General features: G+C 66.5%; 21 protein-coding genes and 1 tRNA gene. 11 read left to right on the top strand and 11 right to left on the bottom strand.

Going from position 1 to position 16,913, the window contains the following annotated elements; translation table 11 throughout:
- The first annotated feature begins 315 nt into the window (after positions 1 to 315).
- The gene (locus Q7T09_RS09520) at positions 316 to 1,695 is read left to right on the top strand and encodes a tyrosine-type recombinase/integrase (RefSeq protein WP_304699368.1); all 1,380 of its coding nucleotides are present in this window, start codon (positions 316 to 318) and stop codon (positions 1,693 to 1,695) included.
- A gap of 95 nt (positions 1,696 to 1,790) precedes the next feature.
- Here Q7T09_RS09520 and Q7T09_RS09515 read toward each other — a convergent pair whose 3' ends face one another.
- The 6 genes from Q7T09_RS09515 to Q7T09_RS20480 form a co-directional block, all read right to left on the bottom strand.
- Entirely contained in the window at positions 1,791 to 1,958 is a 168-nt protein-coding gene (locus Q7T09_RS09515) for a hypothetical protein (RefSeq protein WP_304699367.1), read from the bottom strand.
- A gap of 187 nt (positions 1,959 to 2,145) precedes the next feature.
- Positions 2,146 to 4,641: a DUF927 domain-containing protein gene (locus tag Q7T09_RS09510; RefSeq protein WP_304699366.1), complete on the bottom strand. Its 2,496-nt coding sequence runs from the start codon at positions 4,639 to 4,641 to the stop codon at positions 2,146 to 2,148.
- A gap of 396 nt (positions 4,642 to 5,037) precedes the next feature.
- Positions 5,038 to 5,352, bottom strand: a complete 315-nt coding sequence (locus Q7T09_RS09505; RefSeq protein WP_304699365.1) for a hypothetical protein — start codon at positions 5,350 to 5,352, stop codon at positions 5,038 to 5,040.
- A complete protein-coding gene (locus Q7T09_RS09500; RefSeq protein ID WP_304699364.1) occupies positions 5,349 to 5,567 on the bottom strand; it encodes an AlpA family transcriptional regulator in 219 nt (72 codons plus the stop codon). Before Q7T09_RS09500 ends, Q7T09_RS09505 begins: the two co-directional genes overlap by 4 nt.
- Positions 5,568 to 5,701: 134 nt before the next feature.
- Positions 5,702 to 6,412, bottom strand: coding sequence for a hypothetical protein (locus tag Q7T09_RS09495; protein WP_304699363.1), 711 nt, complete (start codon positions 6,410 to 6,412; stop codon positions 5,702 to 5,704).
- Positions 6,413 to 6,572: 160 nt separating this feature from the next.
- Positions 6,573 to 6,827: a helix-turn-helix domain-containing protein gene (locus tag Q7T09_RS20480; RefSeq protein WP_370689224.1), complete on the bottom strand. Its 255-nt coding sequence runs from the start codon at positions 6,825 to 6,827 to the stop codon at positions 6,573 to 6,575.
- 104 nt (positions 6,828 to 6,931) lie between these two features.
- Between Q7T09_RS20480 and Q7T09_RS09490 the strand changes: the two genes are divergently transcribed.
- The 3 genes from Q7T09_RS09490 (at position 6,932) to Q7T09_RS09480 (ending at position 8,424) form a co-directional block, all read left to right on the top strand.
- Positions 6,932 to 7,228, top strand: a complete 297-nt coding sequence (locus Q7T09_RS09490; protein ID WP_304699362.1) for a hypothetical protein — start codon at positions 6,932 to 6,934, stop codon at positions 7,226 to 7,228.
- Between the two features lie 4 nt (positions 7,229 to 7,232).
- Positions 7,233 to 7,940 carry a hypothetical protein gene (locus tag Q7T09_RS09485; protein WP_304699361.1) on the top strand — a complete coding sequence of 236 codons (708 nt, stop codon included), beginning with the start codon at positions 7,233 to 7,235 and terminating at the stop codon, positions 7,938 to 7,940.
- Positions 7,941 to 8,229: 289 nt separating this feature from the next.
- Positions 8,230 to 8,424, top strand: coding sequence for a hypothetical protein (locus Q7T09_RS09480; protein ID WP_304699360.1), 195 nt, complete (start codon positions 8,230 to 8,232; stop codon positions 8,422 to 8,424).
- A gap of 1,295 nt (positions 8,425 to 9,719) precedes the next feature.
- Here Q7T09_RS09480 and Q7T09_RS09475 read toward each other — a convergent pair.
- Positions 9,720 to 9,795 (bottom strand) — tRNA-Ala (locus Q7T09_RS09475).
- A gap of 108 nt (positions 9,796 to 9,903) precedes the next feature.
- On the opposite strand from Q7T09_RS09475, the gene Q7T09_RS09470 reads away from it, so the two are divergent.
- Both Q7T09_RS09470 and Q7T09_RS09465 read left to right on the top strand, forming a co-directional pair.
- Entirely contained in the window at positions 9,904 to 10,209 is a 306-nt protein-coding gene (locus Q7T09_RS09470) for a YggT family protein (protein ID WP_304699359.1), read from the top strand.
- Positions 10,209 to 10,493: a DUF167 family protein gene (locus tag Q7T09_RS09465; protein ID WP_304699358.1), complete on the top strand. Its 285-nt coding sequence runs from the start codon at positions 10,209 to 10,211 to the stop codon at positions 10,491 to 10,493. Before Q7T09_RS09470 ends, Q7T09_RS09465 begins: the two co-directional genes overlap by 1 nt.
- Positions 10,494 to 10,497: 4 nt before the next feature.
- On the opposite strand, the gene Q7T09_RS09460 is transcribed toward Q7T09_RS09465, so the two are convergent.
- Both Q7T09_RS09460 and Q7T09_RS09455 read right to left on the bottom strand, forming a co-directional pair.
- Complete coding sequence (locus tag Q7T09_RS09460) at positions 10,498 to 11,796, bottom strand: ammonium transporter (protein WP_304699357.1); 1,299 nt, start codon at positions 11,794 to 11,796, stop codon at positions 10,498 to 10,500.
- Between the two features lie 109 nt (positions 11,797 to 11,905).
- Positions 11,906 to 12,370: a chemotaxis protein CheW gene (locus Q7T09_RS09455; protein ID WP_304699356.1), complete on the bottom strand. Its 465-nt coding sequence runs from the start codon at positions 12,368 to 12,370 to the stop codon at positions 11,906 to 11,908.
- A gap of 218 nt (positions 12,371 to 12,588) precedes the next feature.
- On the opposite strand from Q7T09_RS09455, the gene Q7T09_RS09450 reads away from it, so the two are divergent.
- Positions 12,589 to 13,077: a YbjN domain-containing protein gene (locus Q7T09_RS09450; RefSeq protein ID WP_304699355.1), complete on the top strand. Its 489-nt coding sequence runs from the start codon at positions 12,589 to 12,591 to the stop codon at positions 13,075 to 13,077.
- Complete coding sequence (locus Q7T09_RS09445; protein ID WP_304699354.1) at positions 13,067 to 13,819, top strand: Sir2 family NAD-dependent protein deacetylase; 753 nt, start codon at positions 13,067 to 13,069, stop codon at positions 13,817 to 13,819. Before Q7T09_RS09450 ends, Q7T09_RS09445 begins: the two co-directional genes overlap by 11 nt.
- Positions 13,820 to 13,831: 12 nt before the next feature.
- Here Q7T09_RS09445 and Q7T09_RS09440 read toward each other — a convergent pair whose 3' ends face one another.
- The gene (locus tag Q7T09_RS09440) at positions 13,832 to 14,119 is read right to left on the bottom strand and encodes a hypothetical protein (protein ID WP_304699353.1); all 288 of its coding nucleotides are present in this window, start codon (positions 14,117 to 14,119) and stop codon (positions 13,832 to 13,834) included.
- 158 nt (positions 14,120 to 14,277) lie between these two features.
- Between Q7T09_RS09440 and Q7T09_RS09435 the strand changes: the two genes are divergently transcribed.
- Complete coding sequence (locus Q7T09_RS09435; RefSeq protein ID WP_304699352.1) at positions 14,278 to 14,520, top strand: helix-turn-helix transcriptional regulator; 243 nt, start codon at positions 14,278 to 14,280, stop codon at positions 14,518 to 14,520.
- On the opposite strand, the gene Q7T09_RS09430 is transcribed toward Q7T09_RS09435, so the two are convergent.
- Positions 14,517 to 14,963 (bottom strand): hypothetical protein, encoded by a 447-nt coding sequence (locus Q7T09_RS09430; protein WP_304699351.1) that lies wholly within the window; start codon positions 14,961 to 14,963, stop codon positions 14,517 to 14,519. The genes Q7T09_RS09435 and Q7T09_RS09430 overlap by 4 nt on opposite strands.
- Before the next feature lie 568 nt (positions 14,964 to 15,531).
- Here Q7T09_RS09430 and Q7T09_RS09425 point away from each other — a divergent pair.
- Both Q7T09_RS09425 and Q7T09_RS09420 read left to right on the top strand, forming a co-directional pair.
- Positions 15,532 to 16,062: a hypothetical protein gene (locus tag Q7T09_RS09425; protein WP_304699350.1), complete on the top strand. Its 531-nt coding sequence runs from the start codon at positions 15,532 to 15,534 to the stop codon at positions 16,060 to 16,062.
- Positions 16,063 to 16,439: 377 nt separating this feature from the next.
- A complete protein-coding gene (locus Q7T09_RS09420) occupies positions 16,440 to 16,679 on the top strand; it encodes a hypothetical protein (RefSeq protein ID WP_304699349.1) in 240 nt (79 codons plus the stop codon).
- The last annotated feature ends 234 nt before the right edge of the window (positions 16,680 to 16,913 follow it).

Here is a 16,913-nt window from a genome sequence, read left to right as displayed (position 1 = left end):
CGCCGGTAGACGCGGTTTGTGGCAGGCGCGCGGCCGGGCGGCAAGACGCACCGGCCCCGATTCAGGGTGTCGGAAGGTTCCTGGTGGAGCCGAGCGGAATCGAACCGCTGACCTCCTCACAGGAAACGACGCCATTCTCGCGTGTCACATGCTTGCCCACGATTTGACGGAATTTCTGCAAGTCTGTTTAATTACAAGGCTTTGTGCAATCCGAAGCAATCGAGTGATAACCCATCCATTCGAGGGAACGCTTGACCGACTGCTTATCCAGCGCTTATCCAGATGCGGCACGTTCCCTGATCTGGATAAGCGGCGATGGCGACCCTCAAGCTCACAGACGGACTGGTGGAGGCCATCGAGCCCGACAACGGCGACACCTATGCGTGGGACTCAGCGCTTCCCCGGTTCGGGGTCCGCGTCACCCCAGCCGGGGCTCGCATCTATCTTGTCCAGTACCGACCAAAGACCTCGCCCGGCGAGCCGGCGAAGACGCGACGCATCACCATAGGCAAGCATGACGGCGACCTGTGGAACGTGACCAAGGCCAGGGCCGCCGCCCGCAAGCTTCTCGCCCCCGTTGACCTCGGCCGCGACCCGTTCGCGGAGCGGGAAGCCGCACGGGAAGCCGAGCGCCAGGCCAAGCTCGCCGCCCAGGAGGCCGACGCCGCCCAGGTCAGGGAGTCTGTCAGGCGAGAGCGGGAGAGCTTCGCCGCCGTGGCCGAGCTATTCATTGAACGTCGGGCCAAGAAGAACCGCACCTGGGCCGAGACGGAACGCCTGCTGAGGTTCGGCCTCGGGCCCGCGGAAAGCGGCAAGCGCCCCAGCGGGCATCGCAAAAAGCTCGACGCCGCGCCGGGCCCCCTCAAGGCCTGGGGGGAACGCCATGTCTCGGAGATCCGGCGCTCAGACGTGGCCGAGCTACTTGAGGCCATTGGCCAGCGGTCCCCAGCCGTGTCGCGGGCGACCTTCGCCGCCCTTCGCCCGCTCTTCGACTGGTGCATTGAGCGTGACCTCATCGCGGTTTCGCCCTGCGACAAGCTCACCGCACCAGCGCGACCCAAGGCGCGAGACCGGGTTCTGTCGGACACGGAGCTTCGCACCATCTGGCGGGCGAGCGAGCGGCTGGGCTACCCGTTCGGCCCGGTGGTGCAGATCCTCATGCTGACCGGTCAACGCCGCACCGAAGTCGCGGAAATGACCTGGACGGAGATCGACCTAGGAGCCAGCCGGTGGCGCATCCCGGCCGAGCGCACCAAGAATGGCAAGGCCCATGAGGTGGACCTCAGCCCCCAGGTGGTCGCGATCCTCAAGAAAATCCCCAAGGCCGGCTCGCATGTCTTCCCCGCCAGGGGCGGCGGCGCTGTGCGGGGCTTCTCGGCCACCAAGCGGCGGCTTGACGAGCTGGCGGCCGAGATCGTGGTGGAAGACCAGGAGGGCGAGGCCCCTGAACCCTGGCGGCTTCATGATCTCCGCCGCACAGCGGCCACCGGAATGGCGGCGCTGGCCTTCCCGCCCCATGTCGTGGAGCGCGTGCTCAATCACATTTCAGGAACCCAGAGCGGGCTCGTTGGCGTCTACCAGCGCCATGAGTACCGGCCCGAACGGGAAGCGGCTCTGAAGGCCTGGGGGCTGAATGTCGCCGCCATCGTGAGCGGACAGCCGCGCCCCTCCAACGTGGTCGGCATCCGGGGTTGATGCTCGCCAGGGCCCGACCCTAAAACCTCTCTCGGCCATCATTGCAATTGCTTCTCAACTGCATATTCGGCCAGATGATCGCCGGTGTTCGCGGCCTAGGAGGCCTCACGTTTGGGCCCGGAAGGCGACGAGCCGAGGTCGGCGGCGGTCACCGCCTCCGCCTCTGCACGGCTCATTCCGCCGTCGAATTCGCGGATCGCGGCGCGCTCTTCCCACTCGCCCCAGGCATCGGCGGACGCCTCTTCAGGCGCGCAATGCGGCATATACTGTTTTTCTGTGGGGACCACTGGGGACCTGGGGACCGCAGCCGCAACGCCTTGCGCTATAGGGGGTTGTCGGTCCCCGGCGGGCTGGCCCAGCGGTCCCCAGGGCGCTTCAGCCGGGGACCGCTGGGCGTCATCCGGCGACCATCTTGCGCGGGCGGCCTGAATCGCCATCCACAGTGGATCGTTAGTCGCCAAGGTCGGCTTCCGTTATGGATGAAAGCACGCAATAGAGTTTGTGCTTCTCGCCCTTGATTTTCACAGTCTTCTTGAGCCTCTGCTCTGATTCCCGGTCGAGGAAGCCGGCCTCATATACTTTCCGCGCGGCGTCCTGGGGGTTGAAGCCTCTGAAAACGTGCGCCCATCCGGCATCGTGAAACAGCCACCTTACTTCCTGGCCGCGAACGTGCCGATAGCCGTAGGTCATCAGCCCGCGCGCTTCACCATCCCGCCCCCCGACCGTCGGCGCGGCCTCATCTGAGGTGTCATCGTCCCCCAAAGGCGCGAAGGCGGAACGCTCGCTTTCGATCACTCCTTTGAGCCGCCGCAGGATGTCCCGCTCTTCGCGGGGCGTGTCACGACCAAAGGCCGACGCCCAGCGGTGGTAGAGGCAAAGCGCGGCCTCAGCCGCCCAGCCTGGCGCCCAGGGCACGACGCCGAAGCTGCTGGCCAGCTCGCCAGCCGCCGCGATGGCCCCGAAGCGCACCGCCGCCCGCTGCGCCTGGCCGGAGTCGCCCTCCCTCGCCGCCAACGTCAGGAAGCCGGCCAGGATCTTCTTCGCGGAATCCATGGCCGCGCGGCGGTCGGCTATCAGGCGCTCAAGAAAAGCCGGGCCCGCATGGCCATAGTCCTGGCCACAGGCGGCCTTGATCGCATCGGAGAGCGCGGCCGGACCTTCCGCGCCGTTCAGCGCCTCCCACACGCCCATGTGGGCCCCGGCGTCGGCGGCTATATCCAGCAAGCGAAGCTCTTGCCCCGCCATAGGCCGGTCGCCCTTCTTGCTGGCGCGTATGTGGTCGGCCAGCCCGATCTCGCCGGTGGAGAGGATGGCAACGCGCCACTCAGATCGGCGGCGGAGAGAGCCATCGGCCTTAGAGCGCGCCTTGGACTGCCCAGACGATAGGCTGTAGGCCGCGCCGCCCGCCTCCTCAGGCGCCACCAGGGCCAGTTCGTCAAACACCACCAGGCCGTCGTTATGGCCGAAGGCGACCATTTCCAAGGCGTTGGCCGTGCTGCGCCAGGTCTGTGCAAAGCCGAGCGGCCCGCCGCCGCCCCACACCGAGCCGGCCGCCTGGGCGAGCGTGGTCTTGCCGCATGATGAGTCGCCGCGGAAATGGACCCCGCCACCTTCAAGGTCGAGCGGCCTCATCAGCGGCCCCAGGAAGGCCAGGGAGAGAGCGAAGGACAGGAGCGCATTGCCCTCGGCCTTCGCCGCCACCGAGGCGCGCCAGCCGTCCAACGTGCCGGCCTGTCGATAGTGCAGGGCCGGGGCCTCACCCATGAATAGCACCGGCTCGCCGCCGATCGGCCCGACGACGCGGGCCGGGAGAACGAAGCGCTCGCCACACCAGCCGGTGGCGGTCACAAGCGTCATGCGGCGGGCGCTCTTCACCTCGGCCAAGGCGATGGCGAATTTGTCGGCCTTCCCGCGCGCCGGCGAGACAATCAAGCCCGCGTCGGCCAGCTCGGCCCGGACCTCGGCCGCACCGCTCGCCAGGCGGGACCGCGAGACTGGAATGGTCTTCTCGCGGCCGTCGCGGTCGCGGAATCTCAGGACCACGGCCCAGCCGCCGCCGTCAGGGTCGCGGGCCTCGCCCAGCACCTCGAATGCGGCTGAGAGGCGCGTCGGCGCGACGTTGCCGCCTGGGGTCGGCTGATCATACCAAAGGCCTTCGGCGTCCATGCGGAAGCCCCAGGGCCATTCGATCCCACCCGGCTGCGCGTCGGCCCTGGCCGCGTCGATCAGCGCCGCAGCCGTGGCGAGATCGAAGCCCTCCGGCCAGGCGTCGGCCAAACCCCAGCCCTCGGGGAAGAACCCCGGAGGCTCAACGATCGCGACGGTGGTCGCACCCGCCGCCGTGGCGGCCTTGGCGGCAGCCTGGGCGGCCTTGCGGCCTGGCGCGTCAGCGTCACCCCAGACGATCACGTCGCGACCCATGAGCGGGCCAAAGTCGGCCTTCGGGACGGCATTGCTACCACCCGGCCAGGTGACGCACGCAAAGGCGGGGAACCGCTCCGCAGCGCCGTCCGCATCCTTCTCGCCTTCGGTCACAAGAACCGGTGCGCCGGATCTCGCGGCGAGCCGGTCGAGCCCATAGAGCGGGCGCGCGTCCGGCTCGGCTTTCAAGGCCCACCGAAGCCGCCCCTTGTCATCCCGGCGCAAGGTGGCGGCCCGGATCGTCTTGCCCGTCCAGCCCGTTCGCGGGCGGCCCCCCTCGCCCCTCGCCGCGTCTGGCTCTGGAAAGCGGAGCGTGTAGCGCAACAATCGTCCGGTGGCGTCGAGGAAGGGCCAGGACGCGGAGGGCGCGCCCAGTTCGCGCCAGTCGGCGGGAAGGGGTGGCGCATCGGTGGGCACGGGCGACACCAGGTCGCCAGTCTTGGCCATCGAGCCCTGTTGTTTCATCTGGCCCTTGGCGGCGGCCTGCCGCACGCGCTCATACGGGTCATCAGGGGCGCCCGTCATGGCCGCACCTTCACGCGCAATCGGCGCAGCGGCTCACCCACGCTCGGGCTTTTTGCGCGCCACCTCAAAGCGCGGGCCTCCGGCGAGCCAGGCCGCCGAACACAACGGCTCCCTCCACGCGCGTTGGGCCGACATGAGGCTTTCGGGCGACGCCAGGAAAGTCATCCGCGACGCTGAAGACAAGCTTCGGCGACAACGCAGCCCTAAGGCCGCCCACCTGGCGCACGTCGAGGACAAACCCGAAATCCTCAAAGTCCCGGATTGCGCTGACTGCGATCCCGGAGGCCCTTGATAGATCGGCTCGCGTCCAATTCAGGAGGCCTCTGGCCGCCGCCAGCACTTCTGGGGTGAGGATCAGGTGCCGGTGGTCATCAGTGAACATGAGATCCCGGCGCATCAGCGCGCGCCCTGGAGAGGGTCAATGCCCAGCACCTCGGCTAGGCGGATCGCCGCGTCTCGCTGCGACCCGCCTGCAACATAGGCCGCGAGGCTCACCAGATCCCCGCCACGATCTCCCGTCGCGAAATCGCCCCACTTGCCGGTGGTGAGATTGACCTTGAACGAGCCGGGCTTTCGGTCCGGCCGGTTGGGGTTCCGGGCGACCCACTCGGCCCCCTCCTGTCGGCCATCCGGAAGGAGCCCCGACACGACGGCCAGGGCCACCGCAAGCGCGCGGTCGTTTATGCGGCCGAAGTCCACGAGGCCGCTCACGACGAAGCCTCGCCAAGGCCGGCTGTGGACCGGCGCTTTTGACCCTCGATCCAGGCGCTGAGGTCAGGCTGATCATAACAAACCCGAGCCCCCAGCTTGACGAAGGGCGGCCCCGCGCCGGTCAGCCGCATCTTGTTGAGGTAGGAGACGGAGACGCCAAGCCGTTCGGCAGCCTCGTTGACGTTCAAGAGCTTCGGGGTTTCACCCATCGCCATGCATTCCCTCAGTAGCGCCAGCGATGCGCTGGCGTTTTCAGGGAAGACGATTTCTGGGGCTGGTTCGCCGAGCTTAACGACGCCGGGCCGCGCGGTTGAGCCGTCCTAAAGCGGCCGGTTGAGCGTCGCTGAACCTACTGTTTCGGAAGCCTCAGAGAGCCGGCGGCCTTCCACTTTGGCAGCACGCGCCTGCTGAGATCAGCGGCCTCAACGCGAGCGGGCCCAGATGGCGCGAAGGGCCGAGCGGTCCATTTCAACCACATGTCTGCGCCCAGGCTATTGAGGCTAAGGCGTTGGCCGGCGGGCCATGAATCCACAAGGGATTGCGCCCAAGTCGCACCCTCGACCCACCAGGCTTCAGCATCCTCCGACCTCTTCTGAGCGGTCTTAGCGGCGCGGTTCCGGGCCATGTCAGAAGGAAGCTCTGCCTCGCGCACACGGCGCCCTGCGAGATAGGCTGCATCGAGCATTGAGCGCAGCGCCGCCGCTGTGATCGCCAGCCGGGGGCCCGGATCCCAGTCCGGCACGACATAGCTATCGGCGTCGCGCCAAATCTCTACCGCATCAAGGGCCTGAAGGAAGGCCAGCGCATCAAGCACGGGGCCACCTGGAGCGCTCAGCGTCACGGCTTTGGAATTGAAATTGGGCTCGCCCTCCCCCAAGCCGTCCAGCGCGGAGCATTCTAGCTCATCCTTGCGCTCCGCAGAAATGGCCCCGCCATTGGCGGCCTCAAGGTAGGTTGCGAGGTCTTCAAGGTCCCAGAGCCCCCCCCGATTGGGGCGATACAACGTCTCCACCCGTGAATAGATGGCGCCAGACGGCCAGGTCTCGCGAAAGCGAACCACCAGGGCGGGGCTCTTGAACAGGCCCCTACCAAGAGTGCGGCGCGAGACAGACTCCACAACTGCGACGGTGCCTATGGGAGCGCCTGTCTTAGGTGGAGACCAGCCCCTGAGCCTCGCGTCTTGCACGACTAGAGGGCCCCACCCTTCGGCGTAACTGGCCTCAAACGCCATCGGAGGTCCCCGCGTCGCGGGAGTGGAGTAGAAGGGCGCCGGTTCGAGCGCCGTCAGCGACAAGCTCGACACCCTCAGCCGCGAAGGCCGCCACAATTTTGGCGGCGGTCGCGTCGCGCGCGTCCGTTCCGGCTTCTAGCCGATTGATCGTTGTCCACGCCACGCCGGCCCGCTCGCCCAGCTCTCGCATCGACCATTTGAGGATCGCCCGGCCTGCCCGGCAGGCCTCTGGGGTGACAGACATTCCGTGCTCCTGTGAAAGCGCAGGAAAGACGATACAAGCGTATCTATCTCATTGCAAAGCGATCCTATATCGCATACATCTGTATGCGTTTAGGGGATGCAGCCATGAAGACCACCAGCCAAACCCGCCGCGACGTGATGAACCTGGCCTGGGGCCTCTACAGGGCCGAGGCCAAGGGCCCGAACCCCCGCTCCTTTTCAGACGCCCTCGCTGGGGCCTGGCGCTTCATGAAGCGCCGGGCCGAGCGCCTCACCCCGGCATGGGCCAAAGGCTCCGCCCCCCGCCAGATCCGGTTCGCCTCGATGGTCAGCAGCCCCATCGCCCGCAGCCTCTCCGGCCAAGTCTATGCCGGCGTTCGCGCCGCATCGGCCGGCTACCACACCAGCCGCTTTGGAGCCTGACACCATGACCAAGGACGACCCCAACACCACGGCGCCGGCCTTGCCCGAGAAGGGCCACCGGCCACCGGCCGCACATGAAACCGCGTCAGAAAGAGACACCACGATGAACGCCGCCGCCCGCCTCGTGATCGAAGAACCCCCTCACCAGCATTCGTCAAATCCAGCGCAAGCCTGTGGCGCGCCCGAGGGCGCGGCCGAGTCGGGCCTTTCCCTGGCCCAGCTCGCCGGGCAGTGGGAGACCCTCAAGGACGATGCGGCCGAGGCCTGGGGGCGGCTCAACGCGGCCGACGCGGCGGCCTCTCGGCTGATTCCGCCCTATCCCTCTGAGTGCATAGCGGCGAACCGCGTGCTGCTGGATAGGGAGGACTGCGCCCGACTGGATGAGAATGCCCGCAATCTCACGTGGCCGCGTCCCGACGCTTCGCCGCGCGTCGCAGCCTATGACCTATGGCACGAGCAGGCCGCTGCGATCGAATCCTCGTTCGGCGTACCCGGCCTGGACGCCGCCGCCGACCGCGCCCAGCGCGCCGCAAATTGCGTTGCCGAGCTGGCCCTGGCGATCCGACCCGCCACAGCAGCCGAGGCGGCGCTCAAGTTCAGGATCCTACTCGCCCACTACGCTGACGGCCGCGGCGGCTTCGACCAGCCCGAGAAGGTGCAGTCCTTCCAAGCCGATCTCGACCACCTGGCCGAGATCTCCCACCACCACTGACGAACGCCGTTCGCCAGGCCAAAGGCCCGCCGGGAAACCCCAGGCGGGCCTTTCCGTGCCCGGCCCTCGCCGTCCCTCAGGCCCGCCCTGACCGCGCGGACGCCGCTCGCGTCTTGAGAGGGCCCGCCCTCGCTGAGAAGGTCTGGGGGCCACACTCGCGCGAGAATTCAGCCCTTGGGTGGGTGAAAAATACCCGAAATCTAGGCCAAACGCGGGTGGTGTCTCAGTTTGAAATCCGGCCTCGTTGACAAGCATCGCAGCGCGTCTGATTCCGAGATATCCTCTCGGGATGGCATACAAGGTCACATACGAAGTCGAGGGGATGGAGGGCGCCCAGCCCGGCCTTACCGCGAAGCAGGCCGCCGCATTTGGGCGGGAGATGACGGACAAAGGGAACGTTCCCGTCCGCATCTTTGACGACGCCGGGCACCGGGTCGATCTTCATGCTCTTGAGCTGGCGCTTGGCGGCAAGCGGTTCGGGTGATGCCTAAAGGATCCCAAGGCCAGAAGCGCCCGGCCGACCTCCACCACCTGGCCGAGATCTCCCACCACCACTGACGAACCCCGTTCGCCAGGCCAAAGGCCCGCCGGGAAACCCCAGGCGGGCCTTTCCGTGCCCAGCTCTCGCCGTCCCTCAGGCCTCCTCTTGACCGCGAAAGCCGCCCACGTCGTGCGAGGATCCGCCATCGCTAAGAGGGTCCAGGGGGCCGCACTCGCGCGGGAATTCAGCCCTTGGGTGGGTGAAAAATGCCAGATATCTAGGCCAAACGCGGCGCGACCTGGCGGGGCGGACCACGCCGCAGCCGGTAGAATCCCGGTCCCCAGCGGTCCCCAGTGAAATTCCCTGACTGGGGACCGTATCCGGGGAGAATAATCTCTATCTTTATAACGAGTTAGATGAGCAGTCCCCAGGTCCCCACCGGTCCCCAGTCTGTTTCCCGCCAAATAAATGGTTTGGCGGAAAAACCTGCGGCGAAAAAGAGTGCATTGGACACCGGTCCGGGACCTGGTGGCGCCAGACTTTTGACCCCCCTCCCCCCTGGATAGACCGGCCAGGCCGCGCCCGCGCGGGCGGTCCTAACAAAAAAGTTCTCGGGAACTCGTGAAACGATGCGCGTGACTTGGACGCCGGTCCCGTACGGAGGGCCCCCAGAGTTTTGCCTACCCCCCGGTGGGCTCCGACCGCACCGAAAATAAAACCCGCCAACACAGGATGGCCGGCCGCCGCGCTGCCCACGCCTACAGACAGCCTGCCGCGGACTCGATAAAGCCGCACGACTTCAATGAGTTACTAAGGCTCGCGGCGGGCCTCGCAATGATCAGGCCTCCCAGCTCGCCGCCATGCCCCGCACCGGGCCGTCGACCACAGAATCTGCGATCGTCAGAAAATAAAATCCCCGAATGACAAGGACGCCGGTAGGCGGCGGCGGGGATCGGCAGACTTTAGACCCCCCCCCTACCCCTCGACCTTGGGTGGCGGCGGCGCTCAGCCTCAGCGTTGAGGTCGCCAGCTGGCGCGCGCGTGTGGCCTCCCCTCCGCCCCTCAACGCGCGATTGGACCAGGCCCACGAGATCTCGAACCGGAACGGGCGTCAGGTCATTTATGCAAATGCGTCGCAACCTTATTTTCGGCGGTCGAGGCAACGGCCTATTAGGCCCGTGGCGACCTGGGCGCAGCGGAGACGCCTATCGGTGCTGCTTATCCAGTGCTTATCCAGAGCCCGGCCCAGGCTGGCCCGGCGCTCCTGAATTTCACAATCCCTTACGGGATAAGGTTCCTGGTGGAGCCGAGCGGAATCGAACCGCTGACCTCCTCATTGCGAACGAGGCGCTCTACCATCTGAGCTACGGCCCCAGGAGGCGCGGAATAAGCGTTTTCAGGCCCCTCGTGTCAAGCCGCAGAAATGCGCGATGGCGACACAGCGCCTTGCCAGTGACATAGGAGCCCCTTTAAACGGGGCCCATGGGCAGCTTCCTCTACTTCATCGTCAATTCGCTCCTGGGCCTGTTGATCTTCGCGATCTTCGCCAACGCCATCATCTCGTGGCTGGTGGCCTTCGACGTGATCAACCTGCGCAACCAGGTGGTCTACAACATCGCCAAGTTCCTGGACGCGGTGACGCATCCGATCCTGGCGCCGTTCCAGCGGATCATTCCGCCGCTCGGCGGAGTGGATATCAGCCCGATCATCGTCCTGCTGATCCTGCAGGGGATTAAGTCCTACCTGCTGCCCATGGCGTTCGGGCCCCTCGTCGCCCTGATGGGCTGATGCGCCTGCCCGTCCGGGTCACGCCCAAGGGCGGCCGTGACGCGGTGGACGGCTGGGCCACCGATCCCGAGGGCCGGGCCTATCTGAAGGTCAGGGTGAGCACCGTCCCCGCCGAGGGCGCGGCCAACGCCGCCGTGCTCGTCCTGCTGGCCAAGACCCTGAAACGGCCCAAGTCGGCCCTGCGCATCGCCTCGGGCGAGACCGCGCGGGTGAAGATGATCGAGGTGGAGGACGCCACCGAGGCGGACTTCGAGGCCGCCTTCGGCCCCAAACCCGCCCCGTGAGGTTTCAGGGATTGTAGGCCCGCTCCCCGTGGGCGGACATGTCCAGCCCCTCGTCCACCGCCTCGTCCCCGGCCCGCAGGCCCGTCGTGCGGCGCACCACGAAGACCAGGACCAGGGTGGCGATCCCCGACCAGGCGCAGACCGCGGCCACCCCGATCAGCTGGGTCAGGGCCTGGGACCCCATGGCCATGCCCGGCGCATAGCCCGCCCCGCCGAGACCGGCGCTGGCCAGGACCGCCACCAGCAAGGTCCCCAGGATGCCCCCCACACCGTGGACGGCGAAGACGTCGAGGCTGTCGTCGATCTTCAGGCGGTGCTTCACCAGGTCCACGGCCTGGTAGCAGACGAGCGAGCCGACGGCGCCCAGGATCACGCCCCCCAGGGGGCCGACGAAGCCCGAGGCCGGGGTGACGGTGGCGAGGCCGGCGACGACCCCGGTGACCAGGCCCACCATGCTGGGGCGTCCGAACCGCTTCCACTCGATGGCGGCCCAGACCAGGCCCGCCGTGGCGGCCGAGAGGTGGGTGGCGATCAGGGCGGTTCCGGCGTTCCCGTCGGCGGCCAGCGCGCTGCCGGCGTTGAAGCCGTACCAGCCGACCCACAACATGCCGGCGCCCATCATGGTCATGCCCGGATTGTGCGGCGGGGACAGATCGCGCGGGAAGCCGTCGCGCGGGCCAAGCCGCCAGGCGATCAGCAGGGCCGAGACCCCGGCCGTGGCGTGGACCACCAGGCCGCCGGCATAGTCCATGACGTGCAGGCCCGCGAGCCAGCCGCCGCCCCAGACCCAGTGGCAGACCGGGGCGTAGACCACCAGCAGCCAGAGGCCGGAGAACAGCAGGACGGCGGAAAACTTGATGCGCTCGACGAAGGCGCCGACGATCAGGGCCGGGGTGATGACGGCGAAGGTCATCTGGAAGGCGAAGAAGACGCTCTCCGGCAGCTTGCCCACCACCGCGTCGCGGCCCACCGAGACCAGGCCGAACTTGGCCAGGTCGCCGATCAGGGGCGCGGTTCCGGAAAAGGACAGGCTGTAGCCGGCCAGCAGCCATAGCACCGAGGCCAGGCAGGCGATGGCCACGCAGTGGGTCATCACCGAGAGCACGTTCTTGCCGCGCACCAGGCCGGCATAGAAGAGGGCCAGGCCCGGAAGGGTCATGAACAGAACCAGCGCCGTGGCGCTGAGCACCCAGGCGGTGTCGCCGTGATCGATGGAGGGCGTGGCGCCCTGCGCCAGGGCCGGAGAGGCCAGGGCCACACCCAAGATCAGCGCGCCCAACCGCGCCAGCGTCCGAACCGTCATGCCCGCTCCCCCGAGTCCCCAAGCTGGGACCCTGGCTACAGCAGACTCTGCCCGTTGTGCAGGCAGAATTTTTCAGACGGCGCGCAAAAAGCGGGCAGGGCGTCCGGGGCTAGGCGGCCAGGACGATGGGCTCGGCCGGCAGGACGTTGTCCAGGGACAGCAGGCTGACGATGCCGGTGTCGGTGGTCATCACCCCATTGACGTACTGCAGGGAGTCGAAGGTGCCGACGTCCGGCGGGGTCTGGATCAGGCCCTCGGTCACGGTGAGGATGTCGGAGACCGCGTCGACGACCAGGCCCACCTGGGCCTCGCCGATCTGGGCCACCACCACCACGGAAGAGGCGTTGGGCTCCGCCGGACCCAGGCCCAGGCGCGAGCCCAGGTCGATCACCGGCAGGATGGCGCCGCGCAGGTTCATCATCCCCAGGACGTGGGGCGGGGCGTGGGGCAGGGGCGTGGCCGCGGTCCAGCCGCGGATCTCGCGGACGGCCATGATGTCGATGGCGTAGGACTGATCGCCGATACGGATCGAGATCAGCTCCGCGCCGGGCTGGGGAATATGCGAGCGGTCCATGCTTAGAATTCTCCCAAGCTTTGCCTTCGAAGGGTCGAAACTCGCCGCGCGGCGCCCATTTTGGGCGCGCTGCCGACGAGGCCTGCTCAACCTCGATCGCCTTATCCCACGGAACCCACTCGATTTAATTAACAGCGAAGGTTACCGGGACCCGCGCCCGGCGGGCGACTTGCGCGCGACGCCCCGCCGCGCCTAACCTTTGATAGGGGGACCTGGCCATGAAAAACACCGCTGTACTGATCGCCATGGCGCTGGCGCTGCTGGCCACGCCGGCCCTCGCCTTCGACGCCCGCAAACCCGCCGACGTGCTCTCGGTCCTGCAGACCAACGGCGCCAGCGGGGAACTGAAGGCCGACGACAAGGGCGAGCCCTGGATCAAGGGCAAGGTCGGCAAACTGACCTTCGAGGTCAATTTCTTTCGCTGCGACAAGGCCAAGACCGCCTGCGAGGTGGTGATCTACCAGCTGGGCTGGGACGAGCCCCTGGTGACCCTGGAGCAGCTCAACGCCTGGAACCGCCGGACCTTCCTGTGCCCGGCCTATCTCAACAAGAAAAACCACCCCTACGCCTGGTATGGCCTACGGGCCTCGGCCACCGACACCCGCGAGGTGGTGGCCGCCCAGCAGGAGGAGTGGCTGGGCTGCGTGGCCGAGTTCGACGATTTCACCAGCGATCCGGCCGCCTTCATCAAGGCCAATGTCGACTAGCCCGCGCCAGGACCTGGCCGCCCTGATCGGCGAGGCCCGCCGCATCGTGGCCTTCACCGGGGCCGGCATCTCCACGGAGTCCGGCATCCCCGACTTCCGTTCGCCGGGCGGGGTCTGGAGCAAAATGACCCCGATCCTTTTCCAGGACTTCGTGGCCGATCCCGAGAAGCGCCGGGAAGCCTGGACCCGGGCCTTCTCCGGCCGCGCCGGCTGGGTCGGAGCCTCCCCCAACGAGGGCCACTACGCCCTGGTGCGGCTGATGGAGCAGGGCAAGCTCTCCAGCGTCATCACCCAGAACGTCGACAACCTGCACCAGGACTCCGGCATCCCGCCCAGCCGCGTCATCGAGCTGCACGGCAACGCCAGCTACGCCGCCTGCCTCGACTGCGGCCTGCGCCACGAACTGGCGGACCTGAGGGCGCGGTTCGTGGAGACCGACGAGCTGCCGGCCTGCCGGGCCTGCGGCGGGATCGTGAAGACCGCCACCATCTCCTTCGGCCAGCAGCTCAAGCCCGAGGTCCTGAAGCGCGCCGAGCGCGAAAGCCTCAACAGCGACCTCTTCCTGGTGCTGGGCTCGTCCCTGGTGGTCTATCCGGCCGCGGCCCTGCCCCAGGTGGCCAAGCGCAACGGCGCGGCCCTGGCCATCGTCAACCGGGAGCCCACCGAGCTGGACGACCTGGCCGACCTGTTGCTCAACGACGAGATCGGGCCGGTGATGAGCGAGGTCGCCGCGAGCCTCTAGACTTTTGTCGTCCTAGGCTGGCTTGACCGGGCGGGCGCGCAGCTTGGCCGGCGGCGGGTCGGCGCGGAAGTCCCCCACCAGGCCGATCTTGGCGTTGCAGGACGGGCAGCGGATCACGACGTCGTCGGCCAGCGCCTCCCCTACATTGAAGCCCGCCCCGCAGGGCTTGCACTTCCAGGCGAAGGTCTGAACCGGCGGAGGCGGCGGCGGCGCCTTGGGACGAATCGGCTCCGGGCCCAGGGGCCGCGTCGGCGGGTTCTTGAGGCTGAGAATCTTGCGGGGGCGGGGTTCGTCGGTCATGCGGCGCTTCGGGATCTGCAGGCGACAGGCGCCGCGTCGGGGTCCGAACTAGGCCTCTTGCCCAGGCGGGGCAAGCCGCGCGCGACGCCGCGCCGCAAGGCCCGCGGGTTCGGCGGTGAATTTTTAACGCTCATCGCCTAGAATCACCGGAATTCGCCGTGGAGACCTGCGCCGTGCTGACCCCCGAATGCTGCCGCGCCGGCCGCGCCCTGCTCGACTGGAGCCTCAAGGACCTGGCCGAGAAGTCGGGCGTGGCCTTCACCACCATCTCCCAGTTCGAGAACGGCCGCCCCGCCCACGGGACCACCCAGCAGCGCCTGGCCCAGGCCCTGGAGCGCAATGGCGTCAAGCTCATGGTCGAGGACGCCTGGATGGGCGCCGTCCTGGTGCGCCGAGGCTAGACCTCGACCCCGGCCTCCCGCATCAGCCGCACCAGACGCCTGAGCAGGGTGGCGTTCTGCTTGGCCATGGCCAGGACCATCTCCGGATTGCGGGTCTCGTTGGCGCCCACCAGCCCGTCCTCGGTGTCGATCAGCGATCCGGCGTCGATCAGTTTCTGGATGCGCCGCCGCGCGGTCTCGTAGGAGAGGCCGAGGGACAGGGCCACGGCGTTGCGGCTGATGGGCCGCTTGATCTCCATGGGTTCGGGCTGGTCGATGCCGCCATATTGCAGCGCCAGGGCGGGGTCGGCGTTGAGGTGGGCCACATTGGCCACCGCCACGGTCGAGAGGATCAGGGCGTCCAGGGGATCGTGGGTCCCACCGCGCAGGACCGCGCTGTAGATCGAGATCACGTAGTCCATGGACAGCCGGGAGATCAGCCGGATGTGCCGAGGGTCGTCCATGTGCCGAGTCCGTCGCGGGGGGGTGGGAAATCCCTGACGTGATTCGCCGACGCCGGGGACGCCTGGATTTGCGGATCGGAAGGAAGGGTGGTGCCGCTTAGGTGACTCGAACACCTGACCCCATCATTACGAACAATTGGGCACCGTTTTTTCCTCCATATATTCAATATGTTATGGATCTATTTTTGGGATAGTTTTCTTTCTGAAATCACTTTTACTGCGTCTTCTGGCGTCAATCTTTGTGTAGTTTTCCATCAGACACCAAGATCAGAGATTACGTCGTCCCGGATTTCACAGACAGGCGGGTCTTGTTTGACCCGACGGTCCAGACTATCGGGTCCGACCGCACATGACGACCGGTTCCTTATTCTCCCCCACGGCTTTTACTCAAAATTCGAAGGTTATTACTCTTATCCCTCTTATTCGACGCTTCGGATGCACTATATAAAAAGAGCGCCTCCGCCTCCAGACCCCACACTCCGGCCCCATGATCACGTCCGACCTACAATCTCAGCGGCCTCAGAATGGCCCCACCGCCACACCGGGTGTCGCCAATCGGCGGTGGGCTGTGGGAAGCGATCGCAACACCTTCAACTGCTCGATCCCCGTCGTCGGCCAGTTCATCGATCAGCACTGCCGATCCAAATTCATGGTGACCCTGACAGACCGCCGCCAGCTGCGGTCGTCCGACCTGACCCGGGAAATTGCCTGGGCCATCCACAAAACTAATCAGGCGTTCTTCGGCACAGCTTACCGACGTCATGGAAAGGTCTTCCTGGCGACCTACACGGTTCACGAGAAGACCCTGAACGACGGGCTTCATGCCCACCTGCTGGTGGGCGTCCCTGACGGCGCCCTTCAGCTTAAGCCCAATCAGCCGGGGCTATCGGTGCCTGAGCACCTGGTGCGAGCTTGGTCCTCTGTCGCCCCCGCATACCGCCGATCTGAAGGCCAGAGGTGGGACCCAATTTGGGATCTCTCTGGCGCATTCAGCTATGTCCAGAAGGGCGTCCGTTCCGCTACCGACATCGACACCGTCGACGTCATGAATACCAAATTTCCGACCAGCTACGACTGTCCCCCGCCCGCCGGGGGATAACCCATAAATCTCAGAGCAGACGTAAAACTAAGGAAGTCATCGGCGGCTTAGGGGTTCGGAGAAGTGTCCGAACCTTGATTTGATTGATATGGGAAATCAACAATCTAAGTGACCACAGAGCTAATAGCGAAGCTAGCGCTCGAAGAGCGCAAAGTGGAGATCGTCTAACAGGTTTGGAGGCCATCTAAGGTAGCCGTCTCGCCTTAAATGGAGGACGCCCGTGGAGTTAGCAGGCTCAGCGGGGCGTGAGGATGGTCACCAATTTTGGTTTTCCGGGACGACTCCCAAACCTAAGCGAGATGGCCGCATGGGCCCAAGACCCCCTGCTTCAGATGACGCCTGAGGCCATAGCGGCTCTCTTCTCAGAGACACCCACATTGGCCGACCTGGAAACGTTCATTGCGGGCTTCTCGCCGGGGAGTGAGGGGGGCGTAGTGAACCTGTTCGTCGCCGCTTACTCGATCCTGGATGAGGCGCTCCCGGACCTTAGACATTGTGTCCTTTCTTACCTGGCGGCCTTGGTGCTTTCGCTTGGGGGAGATGACAGGGCGACGCTGGAGGTAGCGTTAGCGGAGCTCGGGATCGGACGACCGGATGTCGAAGCTTTGGGCTTCTGATTCCGAATTTCCGCAACGTTTCGATGTTGGATGGCCCGACAGGGTGACGCCCGGCCTGGACAAGCGACTGCTTAAATGATCGGGCAGGCCCCATGACGTGACCCCCTGAAACTCCTCCAGGAATAATTAGAGTCCGCCCCAGGAAAGGGACGGACGGATGAAGCGATCAAGGTTCACGGAAGAGCAGATCATCGGGATCCTGCGCGAGCAGGAGGCGGGTGTGCCGGTGGCGGA

This window comes from Phenylobacterium sp. (genome assembly GCF_030645195.1).
Classification (GTDB): Bacteria; Pseudomonadota; Alphaproteobacteria; order Caulobacterales; family Caulobacteraceae; genus Phenylobacterium.
Note: the sequence above shows the minus strand (reverse complement) of the source record. Positions and strands in the feature narration are given on the sequence as shown.